Origin of the sequence: Actinomycetospora sp. CA-053990 (assembly GCF_050948445.1) — a bacterium.
GTDB lineage: Bacteria > Actinomycetota > Actinomycetes > Mycobacteriales > Pseudonocardiaceae > Actinomycetospora > Actinomycetospora callitridis.
The window spans coordinates 5,481,686-5,507,715 of sequence record NZ_CP192043.1 but is presented as its reverse complement, the minus strand read 5'-3'; the positions used below and the strand labels follow the sequence as shown (position 1 = coordinate 5,507,715).

20 protein-coding genes and 3 pseudogenes are annotated in these 26,030 nt (G+C 75.5%); 10 read left to right on the top strand and 13 right to left on the bottom strand.

Going from position 1 to position 26,030, the window contains the following annotated elements:
* Nucleotides 1-21: 21 nt before the first annotated feature.
* Both ACQPYN_RS28020 and ACQPYN_RS28015 read right to left on the bottom strand, forming a co-directional pair.
* Nucleotides 22-753, bottom strand: a complete 732-nt coding sequence (locus tag ACQPYN_RS28020; RefSeq protein ID WP_433029994.1) for an IclR family transcriptional regulator — start codon at nucleotides 751-753, stop codon at nucleotides 22-24.
* Entirely contained in the window at nucleotides 750-2,195 is a 1,446-nt protein-coding gene (locus ACQPYN_RS28015; protein WP_433029992.1) for an APC family permease, read from the bottom strand. Before ACQPYN_RS28015 ends, ACQPYN_RS28020 begins: the two co-directional genes overlap by 4 nt.
* Before the next feature lie 294 nt (nucleotides 2,196-2,489).
* Between ACQPYN_RS28015 and ACQPYN_RS28010 the strand changes: the two genes are divergently transcribed.
* Nucleotides 2,490-3,947, top strand: a complete 1,458-nt coding sequence (locus ACQPYN_RS28010; protein WP_433029990.1) for an APC family permease — start codon at nucleotides 2,490-2,492, stop codon at nucleotides 3,945-3,947.
* 67 nt (nucleotides 3,948-4,014) lie between these two features.
* Nucleotides 4,015-5,949 (top strand): primary-amine oxidase, encoded by a 1,935-nt coding sequence (locus ACQPYN_RS28005; RefSeq protein WP_433029988.1) that lies wholly within the window; start codon nucleotides 4,015-4,017, stop codon nucleotides 5,947-5,949.
* Nucleotides 5,950-6,028: 79 nt separating this feature from the next.
* On the opposite strand, the gene ACQPYN_RS28000 is transcribed toward ACQPYN_RS28005, so the two are convergent.
* Nucleotides 6,029-6,319, bottom strand: a complete 291-nt coding sequence (locus ACQPYN_RS28000) for a hypothetical protein (RefSeq protein WP_433029986.1) — start codon at nucleotides 6,317-6,319, stop codon at nucleotides 6,029-6,031.
* A complete protein-coding gene (locus ACQPYN_RS27995; RefSeq protein ID WP_433029984.1) occupies nucleotides 6,312-7,517 on the bottom strand; it encodes a PspC domain-containing protein in 1,206 nt (401 codons plus the stop codon). The genes ACQPYN_RS28000 and ACQPYN_RS27995 overlap by 8 nt, the downstream gene beginning before the upstream one ends.
* A 31-nt stretch (nucleotides 7,518-7,548) precedes the next feature.
* Here ACQPYN_RS27995 and ACQPYN_RS27990 point away from each other — a divergent pair.
* The 3 genes and pseudogenes from ACQPYN_RS27990 to ACQPYN_RS27980 form a co-directional block, all read left to right on the top strand.
* Nucleotides 7,549-7,974: pseudogene (locus ACQPYN_RS27990) on the top strand (PspC domain-containing protein); the annotation flags it as partial.
* 711 nt (nucleotides 7,975-8,685) lie between these two features.
* A complete protein-coding gene (locus ACQPYN_RS27985) occupies nucleotides 8,686-9,060 on the top strand; it encodes a sensor histidine kinase (RefSeq protein WP_433039079.1) in 375 nt (124 codons plus the stop codon).
* Nucleotides 9,057-9,734: a response regulator gene (locus ACQPYN_RS27980; protein ID WP_274194284.1), complete on the top strand. Its 678-nt coding sequence runs from the start codon at nucleotides 9,057-9,059 to the stop codon at nucleotides 9,732-9,734. The genes ACQPYN_RS27985 and ACQPYN_RS27980 overlap by 4 nt, the downstream gene beginning before the upstream one ends.
* Nucleotides 9,735-10,278: 544 nt before the next feature.
* On the opposite strand, the gene ACQPYN_RS27975 is transcribed toward ACQPYN_RS27980, so the two are convergent.
* The 4 genes and pseudogenes from ACQPYN_RS27975 to ACQPYN_RS27960 all read right to left on the bottom strand — a co-directional run.
* The gene (locus tag ACQPYN_RS27975) at nucleotides 10,279-11,481 is read right to left on the bottom strand and encodes a serine/threonine-protein kinase (RefSeq protein WP_433029981.1); all 1,203 of its coding nucleotides are present in this window, start codon (nucleotides 11,479-11,481) and stop codon (nucleotides 10,279-10,281) included.
* A 100-nt stretch (nucleotides 11,482-11,581) separates the two neighbouring features.
* Entirely contained in the window at nucleotides 11,582-13,582 is a 2,001-nt protein-coding gene (locus ACQPYN_RS27970) for a hypothetical protein (protein WP_433029979.1), read from the bottom strand.
* A gap of 254 nt (nucleotides 13,583-13,836) precedes the next feature.
* Nucleotides 13,837-14,154, bottom strand: coding sequence for a hypothetical protein (locus ACQPYN_RS27965; protein WP_274194281.1), 318 nt, complete (start codon nucleotides 14,152-14,154; stop codon nucleotides 13,837-13,839).
* A 202-nt stretch (nucleotides 14,155-14,356) separates the two neighbouring features.
* Nucleotides 14,357-14,635, bottom strand: a pseudogene (locus ACQPYN_RS27960) (chorismate mutase); the annotation flags it as partial.
* Nucleotides 14,636-15,246: 611 nt separating this feature from the next.
* On the opposite strand from ACQPYN_RS27960, the gene pcrA reads away from it, so the two are divergent.
* Nucleotides 15,247-17,580 (top strand): DNA helicase PcrA, encoded by a 2,334-nt coding sequence (pcrA, locus tag ACQPYN_RS27955; RefSeq protein ID WP_433039078.1) that lies wholly within the window; start codon nucleotides 15,247-15,249, stop codon nucleotides 17,578-17,580.
* A gap of 386 nt (nucleotides 17,581-17,966) precedes the next feature.
* Here pcrA and ACQPYN_RS27950 read toward each other — a convergent pair whose 3' ends face one another.
* Both ACQPYN_RS27950 and ACQPYN_RS27945 read right to left on the bottom strand, forming a co-directional pair.
* A complete protein-coding gene (locus tag ACQPYN_RS27950; RefSeq protein ID WP_433039077.1) occupies nucleotides 17,967-18,293 on the bottom strand; it encodes a M23 family metallopeptidase in 327 nt (108 codons plus the stop codon).
* Nucleotides 18,294-19,405: 1,112 nt separating this feature from the next.
* Nucleotides 19,406-20,377: an esterase/lipase family protein gene (locus ACQPYN_RS27945; protein WP_433029976.1), complete on the bottom strand. Its 972-nt coding sequence runs from the start codon at nucleotides 20,375-20,377 to the stop codon at nucleotides 19,406-19,408.
* A gap of 285 nt (nucleotides 20,378-20,662) precedes the next feature.
* On the opposite strand from ACQPYN_RS27945, the gene sucC reads away from it, so the two are divergent.
* Together sucC and sucD are read left to right on the top strand one after the other, a co-directional pair.
* Nucleotides 20,663-21,835: an ADP-forming succinate--CoA ligase subunit beta gene (sucC, locus tag ACQPYN_RS27940; RefSeq protein ID WP_433029974.1), complete on the top strand. Its 1,173-nt coding sequence runs from the start codon at nucleotides 20,663-20,665 to the stop codon at nucleotides 21,833-21,835.
* Between the two features lies 1 nt (nucleotide 21,836).
* Nucleotides 21,837-22,724 (top strand): succinate--CoA ligase subunit alpha, encoded by an 888-nt coding sequence (gene sucD, locus ACQPYN_RS27935; protein WP_433029972.1) that lies wholly within the window; start codon nucleotides 21,837-21,839, stop codon nucleotides 22,722-22,724.
* A gap of 320 nt (nucleotides 22,725-23,044) precedes the next feature.
* Here sucD and ACQPYN_RS27930 read toward each other — a convergent pair whose 3' ends face one another.
* Nucleotides 23,045-23,275: a hypothetical protein gene (locus ACQPYN_RS27930; RefSeq protein ID WP_433039172.1), complete on the bottom strand. Its 231-nt coding sequence runs from the start codon at nucleotides 23,273-23,275 to the stop codon at nucleotides 23,045-23,047.
* Between ACQPYN_RS27930 and ACQPYN_RS27925 the strand changes: the two are divergent.
* Nucleotides 23,274-23,531, top strand: a pseudogene (locus tag ACQPYN_RS27925) (DUF5336 domain-containing protein); the annotation flags it as partial. The gene ACQPYN_RS27930 and the pseudogene ACQPYN_RS27925 overlap by 2 nt on opposite strands.
* Before the next feature lie 372 nt (nucleotides 23,532-23,903).
* Here ACQPYN_RS27925 and ACQPYN_RS27920 read toward each other — a convergent pair.
* Both ACQPYN_RS27920 and ACQPYN_RS27915 read right to left on the bottom strand, forming a co-directional pair.
* The gene (locus tag ACQPYN_RS27920; protein WP_433039170.1) at nucleotides 23,904-24,125 is read right to left on the bottom strand and encodes a hypothetical protein; all 222 of its coding nucleotides are present in this window, start codon (nucleotides 24,123-24,125) and stop codon (nucleotides 23,904-23,906) included.
* Nucleotides 24,126-24,278: a hypothetical protein gene (locus tag ACQPYN_RS27915; protein ID WP_433039169.1), complete on the bottom strand. Its 153-nt coding sequence runs from the start codon at nucleotides 24,276-24,278 to the stop codon at nucleotides 24,126-24,128.
* A gap of 308 nt (nucleotides 24,279-24,586) precedes the next feature.
* Between ACQPYN_RS27915 and ACQPYN_RS27910 the strand changes: the two genes are divergently transcribed.
* Entirely contained in the window at nucleotides 24,587-26,014 is a 1,428-nt protein-coding gene (locus ACQPYN_RS27910) for a cell division protein PerM (RefSeq protein ID WP_433029970.1), read from the top strand.
* The last annotated feature ends 16 nt before the right edge of the window (nucleotides 26,015-26,030 follow it).

Genomic DNA, 26,030 nt, shown 5'->3' with positions numbered 1-26,030 from the left:
GCGTGGACGCAGGGCTTGCACTCAGGCCAGCAGCGGGGCCAGCTCCGCCGCGTGCTCGCGGAGGAGCGACAGCAGCTCGGTGTTGGGCGCCGCGACGCGGTCGGCGGGGCCGGTGAGGGCGAGGCCCGCGACGAGGCGGCCGTCGCCCGGCGCGCGGATCGCGACGGCGAGGCAGCCGAGGGCGGCGTGGAACTCCCCGCACTGGCGGGCGAGGCCGGTGCGCGCGACCTCGACGAGCGCGGCCTTGAGCTCGTCGCGGTCCACCACCGTCCGCGGGGTCAGGCGGGCGAGCGGGCCGTCGGGGAGCTCGTCGTGCTCGGCGAGCAGCAGGCGCCCGAGCCCGTTGGCGTGCGGGTGGCGGGCGAGCTCGTCGGCGTCGGTCGGCGGGTGGTCGGGGTCGGGATCGACGAACAGGAACCGGTGCCGGTCGTAGGCGACGAGGTGGGCGCCCCAGCGGACGCGCTCGCGCAGCCGGCGCATCACGTCGCGCGCGGCGGTCGGCGCGGACAGGGGCGCGGGCGCGAGGTTCGCGATGCGCCGCCCGAGCGCGAAGCCGCCGAGGTCGGGCAGCCGCACGAGGTACTCCTCGGCGACGAGCAGGTTGAGCAGCCGGTAGGTCGTGGCGGGAGGGATCCGCAGCGCGGCGGAGATCTCCTTCGCGGTGACGCCGACCCCGGCCGCGGCGACCTCCTCGAGGATGAGCAGCGCGCTGCGCACCGCCTGGGGCTGCCGCCCGCTGATCGGCGAGGTCACCGGGGTCCCGCGGCGAGGACGTCGGCGGTGGTGGTCTCGTCGTACACACCCATCCCCTGCAGAGCCGGCCCGCGGCGCCGGCGCAGCACGAACCAGCCCCCGACGCCGAGGACGAGCAGGCCCGCCAGGGTGATCAGCAGGCCGGTGCTCGCGTGGACCACCACCACGACCACGGTGGCGACGAGCGCGGCCGACGCGAGCACCGAGACCACGACGACCCCGCCGGTGAGCTCGCCGATGCGGGCGAGGAACCGGGGCGCGGCGAGGCAGACCAGCAGGTAGGCGGCGAGGAATCCGAGGGTGGCCACCGCGACCAGGCCGCCGAAGACCGTCGCGGGCGCGACCCCGGCGGCGGTGCCGACCACCACCACGGCCGCCGGCACCGGCACCGTGACCCACACGGCGACGGCCGGGGTCAGGTGGCGACGGTGGGTGCGCCCGAGCGCCGCGGGCGCCACGCCCTCTCGGGCCAGCGAGAACAGCACGCGCACCAACGTGTTCAGCGCGGCCAGGGCACACGCGCCGAAGGAGGCCACGATGCCGACGTCCATGAGGACCGAGGCCCAGCTGAGGTCGCCGACGGTCGCCGGGACGCCCGACGTCGGGCTCGTGGCGCGGCCCGCGCCGCCGGGCGTGGCCAGCTGCACGAGCGTCGCCACCAGGTAGAGCACGGCGGCGACGGCGGCCGTGGCGGTGATCGCCCGGGGGATCGACGCGAACGGCCTGCGGGCCTCGACGCCCAGCGACGCCGCGCTGTCGAACCCGATGAACGCGGCCAGCGCGGGCAGGACGCCGACCGCGATGCCGCCCAGCCCGAATCCCTCCAGCCCCGACCCGTCCATCGGGGCCGGCGGCGGACCGGGTGCCGTGGTCAGGGCGAGCGCGACGAGCACCACGAGGATCAGGCCGATCGACACGGCCTCGATCACCAGCATCACCCGCCCGGCCAGACGCACACCCCGGACCGCGCACACCGCCACGGTGACCGCGAGGACGACGACGAGCGCGACGCCGGCGCCGGCCGCGAGCGCGTCGCCGCCCCCCGCGAGCCGGGCCACGAGCGCGCCGCCGTACCAGGAGGCGCCGGCGAACGTGACGGCGACGAGCATCCCGTACCCCACGACCATCGCGACCGCGCACGCGTAGGCGCCGCCGGGGCCGAGCCCCTGCGCGGTGAAGCTGTAGAGCCCGCCGGCCGCGGCCATCCGTCGCGCGAAGACCGTGATGCACGCGGCGACGAGCCCGACGAGGACGGCGGCGATCGCGAACGACCAGAGCGCCCCGTTGCCGGCGGCGGCGATGACGAGCAGCGGGGTCGAGGCCATCGCGCCGGCCGGGGCGGTGGTGGCCACGGACTGGGCGAAGACCCCCGGCGGGCGCAGGGAGCGGCGGCGCAGCCCGGCCACCGGCGAGCGCGACCGCAGCACGGGGATGCGCGTCACGGCGGACCTCCGGGCGTCGGCACGCCCGTCACCGTAGGGCCGGAGCCCCGCCACGGCGACGAACTCGTCCTCCGAACGAGAAACGGTCTGCCGCGATTCTCATTCGGACGGGCTCGCGCGAATGGCCGATCTCCGTTCGGAGAACGGCCGAAGGTCACGACGCGGATTCGTGGGATTCCGGATCTCCCCGGGCCCCGTGCAGCTCAACGAGGGGTTGACCCCGCGGGAACGCCTCCGCAAACGTGACCCGCGACATTCTCGTCGGCCCCTTTCCTCCGATTCCCGGGAGTCGCCATGGCCGCGCCCACCGAATCCGCGCCCGCGCCCGCCTCACGCCTGTCCGGCACCCTCGGGGTCGGTTCCATCGTCTTCATGGTCGTCGCGGCGGCCGCCCCGCTGACCGTCATCGCGGGCACCATCCCGCTGGGGGTCGGGGCCGGGAACGGCGCCGCCTTCCCCGCCACCTTCGTGCTGTGCGCGGTGGTGCTCCTGCTGTTCGCCGTCGGCTTCTGTGCGATGAGCCCGCACGTCCCCGACGCCGGCGCCTTCTTCACCTACGTGCGCCACGGTCTCGGGCGCCCGCTCGGGATGGGCGCGGCGTTCCTCGCCCTGGCCACGTACACCGCCGTCCAGCTCGCGGTCCTCGGGTACATCGGCGCCGCCATCGACGAGCTGGTCACCAGCTACGGCGGCCCGAGCATCCCCTGGTACGTGTGGACGATCGCGGTGATCCTCATCGTCGCCGTGCTCGGCTACCGCCACATCGAGCTCTCGAGCCGCGTGCTCGGTGTGCTGCTCCTCGCCGAGATCGCGATCGTCGTCGTGCTCGACGTCGTGGTGGTCGGCCAGGGCGGCGGCCCCGAGGGGCTGTCGACGGCCGTCTTCGATCCCGGCCAGATCGCCTCCGGCGCGGTCGGCATCGCGATCATGTTCGCGATCGCGAGCTTCATCGGCTTCGAGGCCACCGCGGTGTTCCGCGACGAGGCCCGCGACCCGCAGCGCACGATCCCGCGCGCCACCTACCTCGCGCTCGTCATCATCGGCATCTTCTACGCGGTCTCGAGCTGGGCCATCGTCTCCGCCTGGGGCGACGAGGCCGCCGTCGCCGAGGCCGGCGCGAACCCCGGCACCTTCCTCGTCTCCACCACGACCAACTGGCTCGGCCCGATCGGCGGGCACATCGTGACGATCCTGCTGGTGACCAGCCTGTTCGCCGCGATCCTGGCGTTCCACAACGTCGCCGCGCGCTACTGGTTCGCCCTCGGCCAGAACCGCGCGTTCCCGGAGGCCTGCGGCCGCACCCATGAGCGCCACGGGTCCCCGCACATCGCCTCCCTCGCGCAGAGCGGGCTGGCGCTGGTGTTCGTCGTGATCTTCGCGGTCGCCGGCCTGGACCCGGTCGCCCAGGTCTTCGCCTGGATGGCGGGCACCGCGACGCTCGGCGTCCTCGTCCTCATGGTGATGACGTGCCTCGCCGTCCTCGTGTACTTCGCCCGGAGTGGGGCCGATCGGCGGATGTGGCACACGCGCATCGCACCGACCCTGGGACTGCTGGGGCTGCTCGTCTGCCTCGTGCTCACGATCGGCAACTTCGCGACGCTGATCGGCGGGTCCACGGGGCTGGCGCTGGGCATCGGTGCCGTGCTCGTCGTCGTCACCCTCGTGGGCGTCGTCGTCGGCGCGCGGGGCCCCGCGGCTCCCGACGGTCCCGCCGACCTGACGCCGCCCGTCCTGCCGCGCGAGAACGCCTGATGGCCCGCCCTCCCGTCACCCGCACCGAGACCCGCACCGTCACCCGCACCGACAAGGAGTGGACCCCGTGACCGCCACCGCCCCCGCGAACATCGACACCGGCGCCGCCACCCACCCGCTCGACCTGGCCACGACCGAGGAGTTCCGGGCCGTCCGCGAGGTGCTCGCCGACGCCGGGCTGCTCGGCGACTCCGTCCGCTACTGCTTCGCCGGGCTCGAGGAGCCCGAGAAGGCGGCCGTCCTCGCCCACAACGACGGCGACCGCGTCGACCGTCGCTTCCGCGTCCTGCTGCTCGACATGAGCGGCGGGCCCTCGCGCGACGTCGTCGTCTCGGCGTCCCGCGGCGAGATCGACTCGGCGGTCGAGCTCGACCCCGCCACCAGCGGCCAGCTCCCGATCATCGACTCCGAGTTCGAGATCATGGAAGAGATCGTCCTGGCCTCGACCGAGTGGTGCGACGCGCTGCGGCGCCGTGGCATCGACCCGGCGACGGTCCGCGCCGTGCCGCTCTCGGCCGGGGCCTACTACCCGGAGGAGACCGGGCGCCGCATGGCGCGGGTGCTCGGGTTCCGCCAGGACCACGAGAAGGACTCGCCCTGGGCCCACCCCGTCGACGGTGTCGTCGCCTACGTCGACCTCGTCGCCCGCGAGGTCTCCCGCGTGGTCGACCACGCGCCGCTGCCGGTGCCCGACGAGCCGGGCAACTTCGACGACCCCGAGCAGGTCGGGCCGCAGCGCACGACCCTCAAGCCCATCGAGATCACCCAGCCCGAGGGCGTCAGCTTCACCCTCGAGGGCAACCGGCTCCAGTGGGAGGGCTGGGACCTGCGCATCGGCTTCAACGAGCGCGAGGGCCTGACCCTGCACCAGATCGGCATCCACGGCCGGCCCGTGGTCTACCGGGCGTCGATCGCCGAGATGGTGGTGCCCTACGCCGACCCGTCGCCCGTGCGGTTCTGGCAGAACTACTTCGACGCCGGCGAGTACATGTTCGCCCGCTACGCGAACTCCCTCGAGCTCGGGTGCGACTGCCTCGGCGAGATCCGGTACATGGACGTGGTGGTGGCCGACGACGACGGGTCGCCGCGCACGATCACCAACGCGATCTGCCTGCACGAGGAGGACTACGGGATCCTCTGGAAGCACTCCGACCTGTTCACCAACGCGTCGGAGACCCGCAGGCAGCGCCGCATGGTGATCTCGTTCTTCACCACGATCGGCAACTACGACTACGGCTTCTACTGGTACCTCTACCTCGACGGCACGATCGCGTGCGAGTCGAAGCTGACCGGGATCCCGTTCACCTCGGCCTACCCGTCCGAGGGGCACCCGTACGCCACGCAGGTGGCGCCCGGGCTGGGCCTGCCCTACCACCAGCACCTGTTCTCGGCCCGTCTGGACATGGCCGTCGACGGTCAGCGCAACGCCGTCGAGGAGTGCGAGGCCGTCGCCCTGCCGATGGGGGAGGACAACCCCTGGGGCAACGCCTTCACCGAGTCCCGCACGCGGCTGACGCACGAGGCCGAGGCCCAGCGCCTCGCCGACCCGGGCCGCGGGCGCACCTGGCAGGTGGTCAACCCGGAGTCGACCAACCGTCACGGTCGCCCCGTCGCGTACGCCCTGCACTCCGAGGGCAGCCCGACGCTGCTCGCCGACGACCGCTCCGTCGTCGCCGGCCGCGCCGCCTTCGCGACGAAGCACCTCTGGGTCACCGCCTACGACGCCGACGAGCGCTATCCGGCCGGCGACTACGTCAACCAGCACGCCGGCGGTGCGGGCCTGCCGACCTGGACCGCCGCCGACCGGGCCCTCGACGAGGACGGCCGGGGCGCCGACGTCGTCCTGTGGCACACGTTCGGCCTGACGCACGTGCCGCGCCCGGAGGACTGGCCGATCATGCCCGTCGACTACGCCGGCTTCCGGCTGATGCCCGTCGGGTTCTTCGACCGCAACCCCACGCTCGACGTCCCGCCGTCGTCGAACGGGCACTGTCATTCCTAGGTCCTGGCACTCCTGACCCTGCACAGCATTACTGGCTGGTATCGCTCGCTGTGCGAGCGATACCAGCCAGTAGTCGTTCTCAGGAGCGGCGGCGCAGGGTCGCCAGGAGGACGCCGAGCCCGACGCCGACGGCGACGAGCGCGAGGACCCAGCGTGGGTCGACGCTCGCGATCGTGCCGGTGAGGGCCAGGACGGCGACGAGGATCGCGGCCAGGCCGGCCACGAGGCCCAGCGGGTCGGGCCCGGGCCGGCGGGCCGGGGCCTCGCCGGCGTCGCCGCCGAGCGTGTCCACGTCCTGGTGGATCGTGTACGGCTGGTCGGGGGTGTAGGGCTGGTCGGTGAAGGTCTCACCGGTCCGGCGCTCATCCACGGCGCACCTCCACGTCTCCGCCGCCGCTGACGGCCTGCAGCTGGATGCTCGGCCCGCCGGGCCCGTCGGGTCCGAGGTCGGTCACCGGGCCGTCGACCCGGCCCAGGCATTCCGCCGTGCCGCCGCCGCTCTCGCACGTCGCGGTGACGTCGGCGTTGACCGGCACGAGCACGGTGACGTCGCCGGCACCGCTGCTCACCTCGGTCTGCACGGGCGGCGACCCCGGCGGGGTCGCGGCGAGGCCGCGCAGGTCGAGCTGGGCGTCGCCGAACGCCGTCTCATAGGCCGGGGCGACCATCCCGATCATCGGGGCCCAGGAGGCGTCGCCGAGGGTCTGGACGGAGCCCGGGGCGCCGTCGGAGTCGAAGCGGACGTCCGCGTCGTTCCACGGCCCGTTCCCGGCGCCGTTGGCGGCGGCGACCAGGACGAGCGCCAGCGGCACCGCCGCGATGATCAGTCCGCGTCCCCGGTGCAGGAAGGCGCCGACGACCAGGCCCGCGCCGATCACGGCGAGGGCGGTGCCGAGCACCGCGGTGGCGCCGAGCGGCACCAGGCCGAGCAGGCCCAGCAGGGCGACGATCCCGGCCGCGACGATCGCGGCGCCGAGGGTCACGGGCACGACCTTCGAGCGCGGCGGCTTCGGCACGGGCGGGGCGGCGGGCTCGGGCAGGTCCCAGGCGAACGGGGCCGCGCCGAGCGGATCCCACGACGGCGGCTTCGGGGCCTCCCCGGGCTCGACGGTGGGCGTCACCCCGTCGACCGCCACGGGCCGCTGCGGGTCCCGCAGGTGGCCGCGGCTGCGGTGCAGCGCGTAGAGCAGGGCGACCGCGACGACGATGCCGATCACGGTGCCGAGGTCGCCGGAGAACGCCGAGGCGACCGCGGCGATCCCGAGGAGCGTCCCGATGACGATCGCCCACACCGGCGTCTCGCGTCGCCGCCCCGTCTCGTCGACCCGCGGGAGCACGAGGATGCCGGCGAGGTAGACCAGCAGGCCCACCCCGTAGAACAGCGAGACCACGAACCCGACCCGCACCAGCGTCGGGTCGACGGCGTAGCGCCGCGCGATCGCGGCGGCGACGCCCGCGATCTTGCGGTCCTCCTTCAGCCGGGCGGGGCGCGTCGCCCACATCTCGCGGAGGGTCGCGCCGACGTCGGCACCCGCCGGCGCCCGCGACCCCTGGCCGGGACTGCTCATCGTCCTCATCCTCCTCGCCGATCGGGCCGGTGTGCGCGGCCCGTCGTTCCCCGTCGGCCCCGTGCGGGCCGGCGATGACGTCGACACTGGCCGCCGCGAGGGCCCGAAACCTCCGGGAGCCACCCCGGTCCCCACCCCGAGACGACCCCGAGGACCTCGGGGGTCGCCGCCGCCCCGCCCGGGGTCGCGCACGTGTGACGATGAGGTCGTGGACGAGACGGCCTCCGTGGAGGCGGTGGACGCGGTGAGCGAGGCGCCGGCACCCGCTGCCCCGGTGACGCCCGCGCCCTTCGTCCTCTCGCGCGTCCGCCGCCGCCGGCAGGGATCGGTGATCGCGGGCGTCACCGGCGGGGTCGCCGACCACCTGGGCGTCGACGTCCTGCGCGTGCGCCTGGTGTTCGTGCTGCTCGTGGCCGCGTCCGGCGCCGGGTTCCTCGCCTACGCCGCGCTGTGGCTGTTCTGCCCCCTCGAGCCGCGCGGCGTCCGGCGCGAGCTGCCGCCGAACGAGCGCCGCCAGGGCCTGGGGCTCGCCACGCTCGGCGTCGGGCTCGCGTTCGTGCTCTCCGCGCTGGGCGGGGAGCTCTCCGGCTGGGTGACCATCCCGCTCGGCGTGGTGCTCGCGGGCGTGGCCCTGGTGTGGCGGGAGGCCGACACCGGCACCGGGGTCGCCGCCGGCCCGACGCGTCGCGCGCGCTGGCTCGGCGGGAAGCTCGGCCTCGTGCGGGCCCTGGCGGGCGCACTGCTGGTCACCGCGGGGATCGCGGCCTTCCTGCTCGGCAACATCGACCTCGACCAGGTCCAGTTCGGCCTGCTCGCGGCCCTGGCCACCCTCGCCGGCGTCGTCGTGCTCACCGTGCCGTGGTGGCTGCGCCTGGTCCGCGAGCTCGGCACCGAGCGTACCGAGCGCATCCGCGGGCAGGCGCGCGCCGACATCGCCGCGCACCTGCACGATTCGGTGCTGCAGACCCTCGCGCTGATCCAGAAGCAGGCGGGCGAGGACGCCTCCGGCCGCGAGGTCCGCCGCCTCGCCCGCAGCCAGGAGCGCGAGCTGCGGGCCTGGCTCTACGGCCCGCCCGGCGGCGACACCGGGCACCCCGCCGCCGCGACCGACGCGACGCTGGCGGCCACCCTCGCCGCGGCCGCCGGCGAGGTCGAGGACGACTACGGGGTGCGGGTCGCGCCGGTCGTGGTGGGCGACGCCCCGCTCGACCCCGACACCGCCGCCCTGGTCGCGGCCGCCCGCGAGGCGATGGTCAACGCCGCGAAGCACGCCGGCGTCGACGAGATCGACGTCTACGCCGAGGTGGAGCCCGAGACCGTGGAGATCTTCGTGCGCGACCGCGGCTGCGGGTTCGACCCGGACGCCGTGCCCGACGACCGGCGCGGCCTGGCCGGCTCGATCAAGGACCGCATGGCCCGCCACGGCGGCAAGGTGGCGCTGCGCAGTACACCGGGCCAGGGCACGGAGGTCGGTCTCGTCCTGCCCCGTGCCCGGCGCGGGAGCCCGAGCACCGCCCCCGTCAGCGAGGAGGAGACCCGATGAGCGAGCCCGCCACGCCGGAGGACGCCGTCAGCGTCGTGATCGTCGACGACCACGCGCTCTTCCGCCGCGGGGTGCGCGCCGAGCTCGAGTCGCTGGCGCGACGCACCGTCAGCGTCGTGGGGGAGGCGGGCTCGGTCGACGAGGCCGTCGCCGTCATCGGCCACCGCCGCCCCGACGTCGTGCTGCTCGACGTGCACATGCCCGACGGCGGCGGCGCCGCGGTGCTCGCCCGCACCCGGCCGGACCACCCGGAGGTCGTGTTCCTCGCGCTGTCGGTGTCCGACGCCGCCGAGGACGTCATCTCGGTGATCCGCGCCGGCGCGCGCGGCTACGTCACCAAGACCATCTCGGGCCACGAGCTCGCCGACGCCGTCGTGCGCGTGCACGCCGGCGACGCCGTGTTCTCCCCGCGCCTCGCGGGCTTCGTGCTCGACGCCTTCGCCGACCGCCCCGGCGCGACCGGCGTCGTCGACCCCGAGCTCGACCAGCTGACCCGCCGCGAGCGCGACGTCCTGCGCCTGCTGGCCCGCGGCTGGTCGTACAAGGAGATCGCCGCCGAGCTCGTCATCTCCGTGAAGACGGTCGAGACCCACGTGTCGAGCGTGCTGCGCAAGACGCAGTCGTCCAACCGCCACGAGCTCTCGCGCTGGGCGAGCGACCGCCGGCTGGTGTAGCCGGCGGCTCAGCTGTCGTCGCTGTCGTCGTCCCCGCCGTGGCCGCCCTCGCCGTGATCGCCGCCGTCGCCACCGTGCCCGCGGCCGCCGCCGTGGTCATCGCCCCCGTGGCCGCCGTCGCCGCCGTGGTCGTCGCCGCCGCCGTGGTCCTCGGCGCGCGTGGCCGGGGGTGACGAGGTGGTGGTCGGGCCGGAGGCCTCCGCGACCGGGGCCTCGAGGCTCAGCCCGGTGGCGGCCGCCCGGGGGCTGGCCGCGTCGACGCTCTCGTCGGTGTCGATGAGCCAGCGGCCGTCGGGCCCCTGGACCATGCCGAGCTCGTGCACCTCCTGGCTGCGCTCGCGGCCCTCGGGGGCGAAGTCGAGGGTCGCCCGCACCGTGTCGGCGTCGAGCGCCGAGGCGTCGACGACCTGCACGGACGAGATCGTCGACCAGAACGCCTGGTAGTTCCCGAAGCCGCCCGTGCGGGCCTGCAGGTTCGGCCCGAGGCGCGCCCAGCCGGCGGCCTCGTTCCCGGTGACCACGCCGTAGTAGTCGCGGACCGCGCTCACCATCGCCGCCTGCGGGTCGGACTCGCCGCCGCCGACGGTGGACCCGACGGTGGCGCCCGGCGCGTCGGTGCCCGACGACGAGAGCAGGGCGACGCCGACGACCCCGCCCGCCACCAGGGCGACGAGGAGCACGATGACGGCGATGGTCGCGGTCGGCCGGCGACGCGGGCGTCGCCGCGACACCGGCGGCTCGGGGGCCGGCATGCCCTGGCGGGTGGGCGGTCCGGCCGGTGCCGGCCCGCTGCCCGGCGGGGACCCGGGACCGCCGGCGCTGCCCCAGGGGTCCGACCCGTGCCGAGCCTCGGGCACGGGGGCGGGCCGCCGGTGGGGTCCGTGGCGCCCAGGGGGACGAGGTCGGCGAGCGGGGTCTCGCTGCGTCCGCCCGCGTGCGCGATCCGCCCCAGCTCCTGGCGCGCCTGCGCGGCGGACGGGCGCTCGGCGGGGTCGTCGCGCAGCAGGCGCATGAGCAGCGCGGTCAGCGGGCCGGCCTGCTGCGGCGGGACGACCTTGCCGGCGGCCACGGAGTGCAGGAGCGCGAGCGCGTTGTCGTCGGCGCCGAACGGCGGGATGCCCTCGACCGTGGCGTAGAGCGTGGCGCCGAGGGAGAACACGTCGGACGCGGAGGTCGAGTTCTCGCCCCGGGCGACCTCGGGGGCGAGGTAGGCCGGCGTGCCGGCGAGCATCCCGGTGCGGGTCAGCGTCAGGTCGCCGGTGGCGCGTGAGATGCCGAAGTCGGTGATCTTGACGGTGCCGTCGGCCCCGAGCAGCACGTTGCCGGGCTTGACGTCGCGGTGCACGATGCCGGCCTGGTGGGCGGCGTCGAGCGCGTCCGCCACCTGGCGTCCGATCCGCGCCACCGTGCGCGGCTCGAGGGTGCCCTGCTCGCCGAGGACGGCGGCGAGGCTGCGCGACGGCAGGTACTCCATGACCAGCCACGGCTCGTCGCCCTCGATCGACGCGTCGAACACCGAGATCGCGTGCGGGTGCTGCAGGCGGGCGGCGATCCGGCCCTCGCGCAGGGTGCGCTGCCGGACCTCGTCGGCCTCCCGCTCGTCGAGGCCGGCGTGCAGGAACACCTGCTTGACGGCGACGACCCGGCCCAGACGCTCGTCGGTGCCGCGCCACACGACGCCCATCGCCCCCGCGCCGATGCGTTCCTCGAGGCGGTAGCGCCCGGCGACCACGCGGGGAGCGCTCACCGGCTGCTCCCCGTCCGTGTGTGCACGAGGGTCACAGTAGAGGTCCCGACCGGGTGACGACCACGCGCCCGGCGAGCCCCCACCGCACCCCCGCGGCGGTTCAGGAGCCGCCCAGAAGGCCGTCGACGGTGTCGCCGACGGCGTCGGTGGTGTCCTCCACGGTGTCGCTCGCGGTGTCCACCGTGTCGTCCACCGTGTCGTCCACCGCGTCGCCTGCGGAGTCGGAGACCTCGTCGACGGTGTCGGCCGTGTCGTCCACGGTGTCGTCGACCGTGTCGGTGGTGTCCTCGACCGGCTCGGAGGCGGTCTCGCCGACGACCGGGGTGTCGTCGACGGCGTCGGAGGCCGTGTCGCCGACCTCGTCGACGGTGTCGGTGACGTCGTCGGTGGCCGACGCGACCTGGTCGGTGGTCGAGTCCAGCGCGCTCGTGACGTCCTCGCCCGTCCCGTCGACGGCGTCGGTGACCGCGTCGGTCGTGGGCTCGACGACGTCCTCGGTGGTCGAGCCCAGCGTGGCCGCGGCGACCTCGCCGGTGCCCTGGACGGTCGAGGTGACGGTCGAGGCGGCGGGTGCCACGACGTCGTTGCCGACCGCCGCGGGGATGCCGCTCGCGGGCGTCGAGCCCGCCAGCACTCCACCGAAGAGTCCACCGACGCCGTCGACGACCGGTCCGACCCCGCCGACCGTGGTCTCGACGACCCCGGTGAGCCCCACGACGGTCGTCCCGGCCGTCGTGCCGGCGCCGCCGACCGTGTCCCCGAGCCCGCCGGTCACGCCCTCGACGGTGGTGCCGACGCCACCGACGGTGTCCCCGACGGTCGTGCTCAGGCCGCCCACGGTGGTGCCGACCGTCGTGGTGAGGCCGCTGACCACCGGCCCGACGGGTCCGCCGACGAGGCCGCCGACGGAGCCGCCGACGCCCCCGACCGTGCCGCCGAGGCCGTTGCCCAGGTCGCCGACGGTGTCGCCGACGCCACCCACGAGAGCGCCCGCGGTGGTGCCGACCCCGGTGACCACGCCGCCCACACCGGTGCCGACGCCGCCGATGACGCCGCCGGCCGTGTCGCCGACGCCACCGATCACACCCCCGACCCCGTCGATCACGCCGCCGACGGGACCGCCGCCGGGGGCGCCGCCTCCGCCGCCGGGCGTCCCACCGCCGCCGGGGCCGCCCCCGCCGGGAGCTCCACCGCCGCCGGGCAGCCCGGGCGCGCCGCCGCCTCCGCCGGGCGCGCCGCCGGGCGCACCACCGTTCGCTCCACCCGGCGCGCCCGCGGCGCCGCCGGGGAGCGTGCCCGTCGCACCGGCCAGGGGCCCGCCGGTGAGGCCGCGGCCCGCGAGGGCGGACCCGCCCGGGGCGCCGAGCCCCAGGCCGAGGTCGGCGACCGAGGCGCTGAGCGTCACCTGGGCCGGCGTCGCGACGCCGTTCGGGCCCAGGGCGCCGGGGACCGAGCCGGGCAGGCCGGGGCCGCCGAGGCCGGGCGGGAGCGCCACCGGGCCGCCCGTCCCCGGACCCTCCTCGATGAGCGGCGGGACGCCGGGCAGCGGCAGGCCGGCCACGCTCGCGACCGCGCCGGCGACCAGGAGGACGCCCGTGCTCGCGCCGAGCGCCCGGCTGTTCCCGCGGCCGAACACGTTGGTCCGGCGGCGCGCGGAGCGCCCGGGGGTGGGCGGGGTGGACCGCCGGAGGGCGAGGGGGGCCGGGGGCCCGTCGGTGACGATCTCGTCCGTCGGCGCCTCGGTGGCGGCGTCCATCACCGGCGGCGGGACGGTCAGCCGGGCGAGGATCTCGGTGACGGGGATGCCGGCGGTGTGGCGGGGCGCGTCGGCGCCGGACCCGCCCTCGGGGTCCCGGAACAGGTCGTGGACGGGGTGGCGCGGCACGGGGACGAGCTCGACCAGGTTCTCCTCGACCAGGTCGTCCTCGTCCGGGCCGGCGTCGTCGAGGTCCTCGAGGTCGTCTCCGTCCTCGAAGGCCACGACCTCGGGCTCGTCGTCCCCGGGGAGCGCGGGCGGGGGGACGGTGGGGACGGCGAGGAGCGAACCGGTGGTCGTGGCCGGCTCGTCGAACCAGGCGTGCCGTCCCTCGCCCTCGTGCATGTCTCCGGCTCCTCCTCCGTCGAGGACGCGCCGCCTCCGGGTTCACCGGGACGGGGGCGCGTCGTCCACTCCGTGTGAGGACATGGCTACTCGCGTGTCATCCGGGCCGGGAAGGTCTATCCAGGGGACGAAGGGCCATCGTCCGGGTCAGGGCGCCCAATGGGCGTGTCGTACCTCCTGGCGCGCTCGGCGCCGTCCACCAACCGGTCGTACACAATCGGTCGCCGCTGGGCGTTCGGGGACGACCGTTCGGCTCAGGACGACCCGGAGGCGAGCCGCTTGCGGGCGCCCTGGAACTGGTTCACCGCGACGAGACCCACGCCGCCGCCGACGAGCAGTCCGATGACGTCCAGCGGGACCCCGCCGCCGGTGAGCAGCAGGGCCACGAGGGCCCCCAGCGCCAGCCCGCCGGCGGCCGGGATGCGACCGCGCGCATCCGCGGCCAGATGTCCGGCGCCCGGGCGCTTCGATGCCACCGAGGAGAGCATCAACAGGTACCCGCCGTAGCCCAAAGAGGCGAGCAGGCCCAGCACGGTGATGATCGTGGCGATCAGGTCGATGACCGTTCCCATGACACCAGAGTGCCACTCGTCGTGTGGGGTCCGTAGTACGTCGCGGGCGTCCGTGGTGTGCAGCGCGTGCGCCCGACCCCGGGACCTCACCCGTCAGGACGCACGGGATGCGGCCGTTCGTGTGGCGAGGCGGATGCGGCCCGTCCGGTTCGCCCGCCGGACAGGGGGCCGGGGGCGGGCGTCGCGGCCCCGCCCCCGCGCCTCAGCTCCGGCCGCCGAGGCGTCCCCGGCCGAGGCGCAGCAGCAGCATGGCGAGCTCGCGGCCCTCGGTGCCGAGCCCGCGGAAGCGGGCGAGGACCTGCATCTCGCGGTTGTAGACGATGCGCGGCCCGCCGGCGGCCATGCGGGCCAGGCCGATCCGCTGGGAGATCTCCGAGCGCCGTCGCACCAGGCGCAGCAGCTCGGCGTCGATCGCGTCGATCTCCTCCCGCAGCGCGGGGATCTCCTCGGCGGTCGCCGGGGCCAACGGCGCGGGGACGTCCGGCGCCGCCTCCTCGCCGTCCTGGGACGCGGTCTCCGGCGTGACCTCGGGAGCGGGCTCCGGTGCCGGCTCGGCGTCGGACGTCGGGGCGTGCGCGGGATCGCTGGTCATGGCACTCACGGGGATCGGCCTCCAGGGGGTGTCCGGGGTGGGTGGGTCCTCCTGACCCCGGACACGAAGACGCCCCGGGGTCATCGGACTCCGGGGCGGCGTGGGTCGGGCGCGGCGGGCGCGTCAGGTGTCCACGGGCACCGGGGTGCGGTACCCGTAGAAAAATCGACGCGACTGCTCGTGCACGCGGGTCACTATGCCACCGCGTCCCGGCACCGCCAACCGTCGGCCGCGGGGCTCGGCCGCGTGGGGCTGTCGGGGGGTCCCGGTACCGTGGACCGACGATGAGCACCGGTCCCGCCACCCGCCCCCCCGCGTCCGACCCGGAGTCCGATCCCGGGTCCGGCGCGCGGTCGGGCCCGCCGGTGCGCTCGGCGGCCTCCGCCCTGTCGCGCCGCCTCGCCGCCGCGGCCGCCGGGGGCGGTGACGCCGGGGCCGGAGCCGCGGTACGCCGGGACACCGGGCGTCCCGATCCGGCGGACGATCCGCTGCTCGAGGGCATGAACCCGCCCCAGCGCGAGGCTGTGGTGCACACCGGCTCGCCGCTGCTGATCGTCGCGGGCGCGGGGTCGGGCAAGACGCGGGTCCTCACCCACCGCATCGCCTGGCAGATGCGCCACCAGGGGGTCGGGCCCGGCCAGTTCATGGCCATCACGTTCACCAACAAGGCCGCCGCCGAGATGCGCGAGCGCGTCGCCGCGCTGGTGGGCCGCCGTGCGAACGCGATGTGGGTCTCGACGTTCCACTCGATGTGCGTGCGGATCCTGCGCCGCGAGTACCGCCACCTCGGGCTGAGCTCCACGTTCTCGATCTACGACGCGGACGACTCGCGGCGGCTGGTCGCCACGGTCGCCCGCGGGCTCGATCTCGACGCCAAGAAGTACTCGCCGCGCGGCCTGCTGGCGCGCATCTCGGCGTGGAAGAACGAGCTCGTGTCGCCGATCGAGGCCGTCGACGCCGCCGCCACCGAAGCGGAGAAGCGCACCGCCGAGGTCTACACCATCTATCAGGACCGCCTGCAGCAGTCGAACTCCCTCGACTTCGACGACCTCATCGGCCGCACGGTCGACCTGCTCACCCGCTTCCCGGACGTCGCCGAGTACTACCGGCGCCGGTTCCGGCACATCCTGGTCGACGAGTACCAGGACACCAACCACGCCCAGTACATGCTGGTCAAGGCGCTGGCGGCGGGCAGCGACGACGGCTCGGTCAAGCCCGCGGAGCTGTGCGTCGTGGGCGACGCCGATCAGTCGATCTACGCCTTCCGTGGCGCCACGATCCGCAACATCGTCGAGTTCGAGCGCGACTACCCCGAGGCGCGCACGATCCTGCTCGAGCAGAACTACCGCTCCACCCAGCGCATCCTCAGCGCCGCCAACGCGGTCATCAGCCGCAACGCCGAGCGGCGGGACAAACGGCTGTGGACCGACGCGGGCGACGGCGAGCTGGTCGTCGGCTACGTGGCCGACAACGAGCACGACGAGGCCGCGTTCGTGGCCGCGGAGATCGACCGGCTCGTCGACGCCGGCGAGGTCCGCTTCGGCGAGGTCGCGGTGTTCTACCGGACCAACGGCCAGTCCCGTGTCTTCGAGGACGTGTTCATCCGCCTCGGGCTCCCGTACAAGATCGTCGGCGGCGTCCGCTTCTACGAGCGCCGCGAGGTCCGCGACGCGATGGCCTACCTCAAGGTGCTGTCCAACCCCGAGGACACGGTCTCGCTGCGCCGCATCCTCAACGTCCCGAAGCGCGGCATCGGCGACCGCGCCGAGTCGGTGGTGGCCGACGCCGCCGACCGCGAGCGCATCACGTTCGCCGCGGCCCTGCGCCGCGCCGCGGCGGGCGAGGTGCACGGGCTCGCGACGCGCTCGCAGCGCAACATCGCCGACTTCGTCGAGATGATGGACGGGCTCGCCGCCACCGTGGCGGGCGGCGCGTCGGTCGACGAGGTGCTCGACGCGATCCTCGATCAGTCGGGCTACCGCAAGGAGCTCGAGGGCTCGGAGGACCCGCAGGAGCAGTCGCGCCTCGAGAACCTCCAGGAGCTCGTGAGCGTCGCGCGCGAGTTCGTCCAAGACGCCGTCAACGCCGAGGGGCTCGAGGAGGAGCCGGCCGCGACGGCCGAGGGTGATGCCGCCGACCAGGACGACACCCCGGGCGACGGCCTGGCCGAGCCGGGCTCGCTCGAGGCGTTCCTCGAGCGGGTGTCGCTGGTCGCCGACGCCGACTCGATCCCCGACGGCGGCGACGGCGTGGTCACGCTGATGACGCTGCACACCGCGAAGGGCCTCGAGTTCCCGGTCGTGTTCGCCACCGGCTGGGAGGACGGCATCTTCCCGCACTCGCGGGCCCTGGCCGACCCGGCGGAGCTCTCCGAGGAGCGCCGCCTCGCCTACGTCGGGATCACCCGCGCCCAGCAGCGTCTCTACCTCTCGCGCGCGGTGATGCGCTCGGCGTACGGGCAGCCCCAGGCCAACCCGCCGTCGCGGTTCCTCGACGAGGTGCCCGCCGATGTGTGGGAGTGGCGGCGCGTCGAGCCCACCTTCGAGCGCTCGTCCCCGGTGGGCCGCACGCGGTTCGGCTCCGGGCGCTGGGCGAGCCCCGGGACGGACGTCAGCGGGCGCCCGTCGCGCCCGTCGCCGATGCGGCCGGACTGGAAGGAGGCGCCGACGATCTCGCTGGACGTCGGCGACCGCGTCAGCCACGACAAGTACGGCCTCGGGACGGTCACCACCGTCGACGGGGTCGGCTCGCGGGCGACGGCCACGATCGACTTCGGCTCCTCGGGCACCGTGCGTCTCATGCTCATCGGCGGCGTGCCGCTCACGAAGCTGTAGCGCCGCACCACCTCCCCGCCCGCCCGCCCTCACGCGCGCGCCCGTTCCGGCCGAAGGGCACCTTCGCGCGGCTAGAGCGGCGAGGGTCGCCCTTCGCCGGAGTCGGCGGTCGGTGATCGCGCGCGCCCGTTCCGGCCGAAGGGCACCTTCGCGCGGCTAGAGCGGCGAGGGTCGCCCTTCGCCGGAGTCGGCGGTCGGTGATCGCGCGCGCCCGTTCCGGCCGAAGGGCACCTTCGCGCGGCTAGAGCGGCGAGGGTCGCCCTTCGCCGGGACCAGGCGACGCGCCCGGAGGCCGGAGACCCCGATCCGCCTCGCCGAGCGCGGAACGACGAGGGCCCCGGAGCGCGGTGCGCTGCGGGGCCCTGGTCGTCTTACGGGGGAGCGGACTAGTCCTGTTGGGATCCCAGCGAGATGCCGCGCTCGGCGAGCCACGGCAGCGGGTTGATCTTGTTCTCGCCGCCGGTCCAGACCTCGAAGTGCAGGTGCGGGCCGGTGGAGCGGCCGCGGTTGCCGATCTCGGCGATCTCCTCGCCGGCGCGGACCTGCTGGCCCTCCCGCACGTAGGAGCGGTTCACGTGGCCGTAGACGTTGATCGTGCCGTCGTCGAGCTCGACCTTGACCCACATCCCGAAGCCGCTCGCCGGGCCGGACTCGACGACGGTGCCGTCGGCGACCGAGACGATCGGGGTGCCGATCGGACCGGCGATGTCGATGCCGCGGTGCGACGAGCCCCAGCGGGCGCCGAAGCCCGAGGTGAAGCGGCCCTCCGCCGGCTTGACGTAGTCGGGGCGGGCGGCCTCAGCGGCGGCCTGGGCCTGGGCGGCGCGCCGCTCGGCGGCCTTGCTGAGCGCGCTGACCTGGCCCGGGCCCTCGGCGGAGTCCGCCTCGCCGGAGGACGTGCCGGAGGACGCGGCGGCGGACGAGGCCGGCGCCGTGACGGGCAGGACGTTCGAGGTGGCCGCGTCGAGGCCCGTCGAGGAGGCCGCGGGCGACGACTCGGTGTCGGTCGTGGTTCCGCGGTCGGCGGCCAGCGCCAGCTCGGCGGTGGTGGGCGCCTCGTTCAGCGCGTCGAGGCCGGCGAGGCTGTGCCCCGCGGTGGCGACGGCGCCGACGGCGACCGCGGCGACGGCCAGGCGGCCGCGCAGCGGCGACGGGCCACGCCCGGCGGGCGGCGCGGGGCGCAGGCCACGGCCGGGGTCGACGTCACGGCGCTGCGGTGCCTGCTGGGGCGCCCGGCGCGGCTCACGGGGAGCTCGCGCGGGTCGGACGGCAGGGGGCGGCGGCCGTCACCCTGCGGGCCCGCGGGCCGTGCGGGGGCCGGAGCCGGGCCGGGACGGAGGCCGACGGGACGGGTGGGGAGCGGTCCCGGTGCGCGCCCACCGGTGACCAGGCCCGCGGCGTCGCCACCGCGACGCCCACCACGGGCGCCGAGCCCGGGCAGACCGCCGGCGAAGCCGCTGAGGTCGGGGAAGCGCGGGCCCGACGGTCCACCGGCCAGAGCCGGGGTGAGACCGAGGGCGAAGAGGGGCGCGGACGGCGGGCGGGGGGAGCTGTGACTCGCCAAGACCATCCTTCCCGCAGATCGGGGTCCGTCGCGGCGGCGCGGGCCGGGGAAGCCCTGGGGAACGTTCGGGGTCGTTCCGTATGCCGTTCGTGACCAGACCGTGATGAGGACGAGCGGAAGGTAGCCAGGACGTCACGCCCCGGGCAAACGACACGAGTGCCTCGAGCCGGTTGCTACGCCGTACGTGCGGGCCGGCGCGCTGAGCGGTCGTCACCGGGACGGGTGACACCGTTCGACCCGTCCGGACCTAGCGGGAACCGTTCACCCGGCGAGTGCCCGCTGGTCGCGCCCGGCGCGGAGGGGGCGTCGGGCGAGCAGCCGGCTCACGAGGTGCACGACCTCGGGGTCGATGGTCATCGACAGGTGCCCGACGTGCTCGAGCGTCACCTCGGTGACCTGCAGGTCCGGGTGCTCGAGCCGGGCGTGGGACTGCGGGATGATCAGCTGGTCCTGCTTGCTCCACACGGCGACGACGTGGGTGCGGCACCCCGGGGCCGGCTCCTCGAGCTCGCGGACGAGGTCGGAGGCGGGGCACAGCTGCTGCGGCACCCGCGTCGGCGGCAGGAAGTGCGCGATGAGGCTGCCGCGGTGCGGCGTGCCCAGGGTGACGAGCGTGTCGACGCGGGCATCGCCCCCGAGCCGCTGGACGTAGTAGCGCGCCATCAGCCCGCCCAGCGAGTGCCCGACGATGTGGACGCGGTCGGCACCGGTGCTCGCGCAGATGCGCTCGACGTGGTGCCCGAGCTCCCGCGCGGCATCGCGGATGTCGCCGGTGAACGCGGTGAGCACGCTGAAGTTGACGGCGTGCACGACGCCGAACCCCCGCCGGCGCAGCTGGCGGGCGAGGAGCGCGAAGATCGAGCGGTTGTCGACGATCCCGTGCACGAGGAGCACCGGCGTGGTCGACGCGTCCATGTCGGAGACGACGAGGCTGCGCTGGGACGGGCTCAGGGCGTCGGTGCGGTGGTGGACGAAGGTGCCCGCCGGGCGCAGGACCTCGTCGATCAGGCCCCACGGGTAGAGCGAGAGGTGCACGGCGGTGTAGGCGAGCTCGACGGCCAGCCCGCGGACGCCCGCGGGGACCCCGACCGTGCGGGCGGCGTAGGTGACGCCGCGCCACAGGGCGCCCGCCACCGATGCGAGGGGGCCCGCCTCGACCGGCTCCGTGGCCACGTCGACGGATCCGGCGGCGCTCCGCTGCGCGTCCCTCGACATGACGCCCGTCACGTCCATGAAGTGGACGTTAGGCGCTGTTCACTTGCCTGTCGCCCGGACCCGGGTCCAGACCGATCAAGATCAGTGCCCGGATCATCGGCCCGTGCGCACTCCGGAACGATCCAGCACCCTGTGGGACGCGTCCCTGTGTCCTGCGTCGCCCCGGTCACGGCGACCGGCGCCGACCAGCCTGGATAGGGTCGCCGCACATCCGTCGAATCGTGGGCGCCAGGGGCGCCGCGCGACCTCGCCCGGCCCCCGCTGACCGGCGGCGGCCGGGGAGTTGGTGAGGAGAGTTCACGAGTGGACCTGTACGAGTACCAGGCGAAGGACGTCTTCGCCGCCCACGGAGTGCCGGTGCTGCCCGGGCGCACCGTCGACACCGCCGCGGAGGCGGAGCGCGCTGCGCAGGAGATCGGCACGGCGGTGGTGGTCAAGGCGCAGGTGAAGACGGGCGGCCGGGGCAAGGCCGGCGGCGTCAAGCTGGCGAAGGACCCGGCCGAGGCCAAGGAGAAGGCCGAGGCGATCCTCGGCCTCGACATCAAGGGCCACATCGTCCACCGGGTCCTGGTCACCGAGGCCAGCGACATCGCCGAGGAGTACTACTTCTCGTTCCTCCTCGACCGGTCCAACCGCACCTTCCTGGCCATGGCGTCGGCCGAGGGCGGCATGGAGATCGAGGAGCTCGCCGTCGAGCGGCCCGAGGCGCTGGCCCGGGTGCCGATCGACGCGATCGCCGGCGTCGACCGCGCCAAGGCCGACGAGATCGTCGCCAAGGCCAAGCTGCCCGCCGAGGTCGCCGACGAGGCCGCGCAGGTCATCGTCAAGCTCTGGGAGACCTTCGTCGGCGAGGACGCCACGCTGGTCGAGGTCAACCCCCTCGTGCGCGACCCGCAGGACAAGATCATCGCGCTCGACGGCAAGGTCACCCTCGACGAGAACGCCGAGTTCCGGCACGCCGAGCACGCCGGCCTGGTCGACGAGCGCAGCCAGAACGCGCTCGAGGCCAAGGCCAAGGAGAAGGGCCTCAACTACGTCAAGCTCGACGACGGCCAGGTCGGCATCATCGGCAACGGTGCGGGCCTCGTCATGTCGACCCTCGACGTGGTCGCCTACGCCGGCGAGCAGTACGGCGGGATGAAGCCCGCCAACTTCCTCGACATCGGCGGCGGCGCGTCGGCCGAGGTCATGGCGGCCGGGCTCGACGTCATCCTCGGCGACGACGACGTGCGCAGCGTGTTCGTCAACGTCTTCGGCGGCATCACCTCGTGCGACGCGGTCGCGAACGGCATCGTCGAGGCCCTGAAGATCCTGGGTGACGACGCCGCCAAGCCGCTGGTCGTCCGCCTGGACGGCAACAACGTCGACGAGGGTCGCCGGATCCTCGCCGAGGCGAACCACCCCCTGGTCACGGTGGTGGACACCATGGACGACGCGGCCGCGAAGGCCGCCGAGCTGGCGGCGGCGGGAGCCTGAGATGTCGATCTTCCTCGATGAGAACAGCAAGGTCATCGTCCAGGGGCTCACGGGCTCCGAGGGCATGAAGCACGCGACGAAGATGCTGGCCTCCGGCACCAAGATCGTCGGCGGCGTGAACGCCCGCAAGGCCGGGACGACCGTGGAGATCACGGGCACGAACGTGCCGGTCTACGGCGGCGTCGAAGAGGCCATGAAGGAGACCGGGGCCGACGTCTCGGTGCTCTTCGTGCCGCCGAAGTTCGCCAAGGACGCCGCGGTCGAGGCCATCGACGCCGGTATCGGGCTCGCCGTCGTGATCACCGAGGGCATCCCGGTGCACGACTCCGCCTGGTTCTGGGCGCACGCCTGCGCCAACGGCAACCGCACGCGGATCATCGGCCCGAACTGCCCGGGCATCATCAGCCCCGGCAAGTCCAACGCCGGCATCATCCCGGCGAACATCACGGGCCCCGGCAAGATGGGCCTCGTGTCGAAGTCGGGCACGCTGACCTACCAGATGATGTTCGAGCTGCGGGAGATCGGCTTCTCCACGGCGATCGGCATCGGCGGTGACCCGGTGATCGGGACGACGCACATCGACGCCCTCGAGGCGTTCGAGGCGGACCCCGAGACCGAGGCCATCGTCATGATCGGCGAGATCGGTGGCGACGCCGAGGAGCGTGCAGCCGACTACGTGAAGGCCAACGTCACGAAGCCCGTCGTCGGCTACGTTGCGGGGTTCACGGCTCCCGAGGGCAAGACGATGGGCCACGCCGGCGCCATCGTCTCCGGCTCCGCGGGGACCGCGCAGGCCAAGAAGGAGGCGCTCGAGGCCGCCGGCGTCAAGGTGGGCAAGACGCCCTCCGAGACCGCCGACCTCGCGCGCTCGCTGGTCAGCCGGGGCTGAGCACCCGGCCTGGCCACCCGCTCCACCGCTGACGTCGTCGTCCCGGGAGGACACCTCATGAGCTCACCGACCCAGGGCCCGCCCCCGGGCGGCCCGTCCGGCCAGCGGCCGCAGGGCGCGTCCGGTCCCGGCTGGGGCTCCGGCGGCGGCTCGCCGTACGGCGCGTCGTCGCCGTACGGGGGGTCCTCCTGGGCCGGCGCCGGTCAGGGGCAGCCCGGTCAGGGGCAGCCCGGTCAGGGGCAGCCCGGTCAGGGGCAGCCCGGTCAGGGCCAGCCCTTCGGCGCGCCGGGTCAGGGCGGCTACGGCACCCAGCAGCAGGGCTACGGGCAGCAGCAGGGCCAGCACGCCCAGCAGGGCTGGGGTGCCGCGCCGGGGGCCGGTGGCCAGGGCCCGTCGTACCCGGCGTCCGGCGGCTTCCCGGCGGCGACCACGACGATCGCGACCACGTCGGATTCCGGCGCCTCCACGGGGCCGAACCCGTCGGCGTCGGGGGCATCCGGGGCCACGGCGTCCTCGGGTGCCGAGAAGGGCGTCGCGCTCGGCGCGGGCATCCTCGCGCTGCTCGCCTACATCCTGACCTTCTTCGGCTCCGCCGAGGCGTCGGGCGTGGCGTCGGACCTCAGCGCGGCCTTCGGGTCGCTGTTCTACCTGCCGCTGGTGCTCGCCGGCGGCCTGCTCACGGCGGCCTCGCTCCTGCCGCGCGGCCCGCAGACCCTGGTGCCGGGCGCGGTCGTGGGCGTCACCGGCGCGCTCGCCATGCTGCCGCTGCTGGCCTACGCCGACGGGCTGCTCGTCGTGCAGGTGGTGCTCGCGGTCCTCGCCGCGGTCGCCTCGGTCGTCGCCGCGCTCTTCGCCAGCGGCGTGATCAACGCGCCGGCGTCGCGTCCCGCCTCGTCCGGGTTCGGCGCGCCGGCGGGTGGCGGTGGGCCCGGTGCCCACGCCGCCGGGCCCGGTGGCCCCTGGGGCGGGGCTCCGGGCGGACCGCCGGCCGGCCCGTCCGGGTACGGCGGTCCGCAGACCGGTCCGGGGTCGGGTCAGTTCGCCAGCCCCGCGGCCCCGGTGGACCCGGTCAGGGTGGGCCCGGCCAGGGTGGGCCCGGCCAGGGAGGGCCCGGCCAGGAGGAGGCCCCGGTCAGGGTGGCCAGGCCGCGGGTCCGCCGTCGGGTCCCGTCGGCGGGGGCTACGGCGGGCCGGGCTCGCCTGCCGTCGGCTCGGCGGCGGCCACCACCCAGGTCGTCCCCGGTGCCACCGCCTCCGGGCAGGGCTCCTCCACGTCGGGCGGCGACACGTCCGGCGCCCGCTCCGACCGCGACGACGCCCCCGACGCGTCGGCGGGCAGCACCACCGTCACCCCGACCTCGGGCGCGGGGCCCACCGGCACCCCCGCCGCCGGGTTCTCCACCTACGGCTCCGGCGACGGCGGCCCGTCGTACGGCGCCGGCCCGGGCAGCTCGTCGTCCCCGGGCCCCGCCGACGGGGCCGGGTCGAACACCCCGCCGTCGGGCACGCCGCAGGCCTCGGCCACCGGCTCGTCGCCCGGGGGCGGCAGCTCCACCCCCGGCTACGGCATCCCGTCCACCGGTTGGGGCGCCCCGTCGGGCAGCCCCGGTGGACCCGTCGCGCCGCAGCCTCCCCAGGGCGAGTCCCGGGGCGCCCACGAGTCCGGCGAGGACCCGGGCCGGCCGCAGTCCTCGTCGTCCGACGACCGCCGCGGCGAGTGGGGCTCGCCGCGCTGAGTCCGGCGCGTCCCAGAGGGAGCGAGGGACGCCCTCGCAGCCCCGGACGCAGGCGTGGTGACCCTCGCTCCGCCCGCGCGGCGTGGCAGCCGGGTGCGACGAGGCCCGGCTGACAGGGTCTGGAGGCGTGACGGCGCCGACGCACGACCCACCGCGGCGTGGCCGTCGTGCCGCCGCTGCGGCACCGGCGCGGTCGACAGGGACGCCGGCGTGGCTCCCCGTGCTCGCGCGGGTGGCGCTGCTGCCGCCGGCGGTCTGTTACGGCGTCGCGGTGGTGGTCGCGGGCGTGGTCGCCGCGCTGGCCTCCGGCACCACGCCGGGCGGCGAACCCGGCCTGGGGCAGGCGCTCGCGGTCGGCATCCCGCTGTGGCTGGTCGCCCACCTCGTGCCCCTCCAGGTCACCGGCGTCCCGCTCGGCGTCCTGCCCCTGGCGCCCGCGATCCTGCTCGCCGTCCTGGTCGCCGGCGTCGCCCGGGGCGCGGTCCGGCGGCTGGGGGCGCGGCCGGGCGACTCCCGGCCCCTGCACGGCGTCCTCGTGCCCGTCGTGGCCACCGCGGCCGCGGCGCACGCCGTGATCGGGGTGCTCGCCGCCGCCCTGCTGACCCCGGAGAACGTCGTCGACGCCTCGCCAGGGCTCGCCGGCGTCACCTGCGGCGTGCTCGCGGGTCTGGCCGCGCTGGCCGGGGTCGCGGGCCCGTGCGGCGTCCTCACCCTGACCCGCCGCCTGCCGATGTGGGCGCGCCAGGGTCTGCGCGGCGGCCTCCTCGCCACTGCGGGCCTGCTCACGGCGGGCGCGGCACTGCTGCTCGCCGCCCTGCTCGCGGACGTCGCCGATGTCCGCGGCGTGTTCGTCGGCATCGCCCCCGAAGCCGGGAGCGGCGCCGGGCTGACCCTGCTCACCGCCGCCTACCTGCCCAACGCCGTCGTGGCGGCGACGGGCTGGCTGATCGGGCCCGGGGTGTCGATCGGCGCGGCGTCGGCCACGCCCACGGCGATCACCTCCGGCCTGCTGCCGCCGATCCCGCTCGCGGCCCTCCTGCCGCAGAGCCCGCCGCCGACCTGGGCCGGTCTCGCCTTCGCCGTCCCGCTCGCCGTCGGCAGCCTGGTGGGGTGGCGCCTCTCGCCGACCGCGCCCGACGCCCCGACCCGGGTCCGCTCGGTGCTCACCGCGGCCGTGACCGCCGCCGTCCTCGTCGGCCTCGCCGCCGCGCTGTCGGGCGGGCGCCTCGGCGCGGGGCCCTTCGACCCGGTCTCGGTGCCCCCGGGCCCGGTGGCGCTCGCGGTGCTCGGCTGGGTGCTCGTCCCCGGCCTCGTCGTGGCCCTGCTCGCGGTGCCGATCGGCACCAGCGGCGCCGCCGCCCGCCCGGCGCGGCGGCGCGCGAGGACCACGACGCCCACACCCCCGCCGGAGGTCGCCGTCGAGCCCGACGAGGTGACCGACGAGGTGACCGACGCCGCGGACGGGGACGTCGAGGAGGCGCCGGACGAGGAGCCCGACCCGGCCGGGACCGGCGGTGACGAGGGCGTCGGTCCTGGTGGTGGCGCCCGCGGCTAATCTGGGGGCGACATCC

What these genes read in the sequence shown, in the direction of transcription:
- ACQPYN_RS27945 (WP_433029976.1), bottom strand. Translation starts at nt 20,377, where the DNA reads ATGGACGTGACGGGCGTCATGTCGAGGGACGCGCAGCGGAGCGCCGCC.
- ACQPYN_RS27970 (WP_433029979.1), bottom strand. Translation starts at nt 13,582, where the DNA reads ATGCACGAGGGCGAGGGACGGCACGCCTGGTTCGACGAGCCGGCCACG.
- ACQPYN_RS27965 (WP_274194281.1), bottom strand. Translation starts at nt 14,154, where the DNA reads ATGGGAACGGTCATCGACCTGATCGCCACGATCATCACCGTGCTGGGC.
- ACQPYN_RS27980 (WP_274194284.1), top strand. Translation starts at nt 9,057, where the DNA reads ATGAGCGAGCCCGCCACGCCGGAGGACGCCGTCAGCGTCGTGATCGTC.
- ACQPYN_RS28010 (WP_433029990.1), top strand. Translation starts at nt 2,490, where the DNA reads ATGGCCGCGCCCACCGAATCCGCGCCCGCGCCCGCCTCACGCCTGTCC.
- sucD (WP_433029972.1), top strand. Translation starts at nt 21,837, where the DNA reads ATGTCGATCTTCCTCGATGAGAACAGCAAGGTCATCGTCCAGGGGCTC.
- ACQPYN_RS27995 (WP_433029984.1), bottom strand. Translation starts at nt 7,517, where the DNA reads ATGAGCAGTCCCGGCCAGGGGTCGCGGGCGCCGGCGGGTGCCGACGTC.
- ACQPYN_RS27930 (WP_433039172.1), bottom strand. Translation starts at nt 23,275, where the DNA reads ATGCCCGCGCCGAGCGCGACGCCCTTCTCGGCACCCGAGGACGCCGTG.
- pcrA (WP_433039078.1), top strand. Translation starts at nt 15,247, where the DNA reads ATGAACCCGCCCCAGCGCGAGGCTGTGGTGCACACCGGCTCGCCGCTG.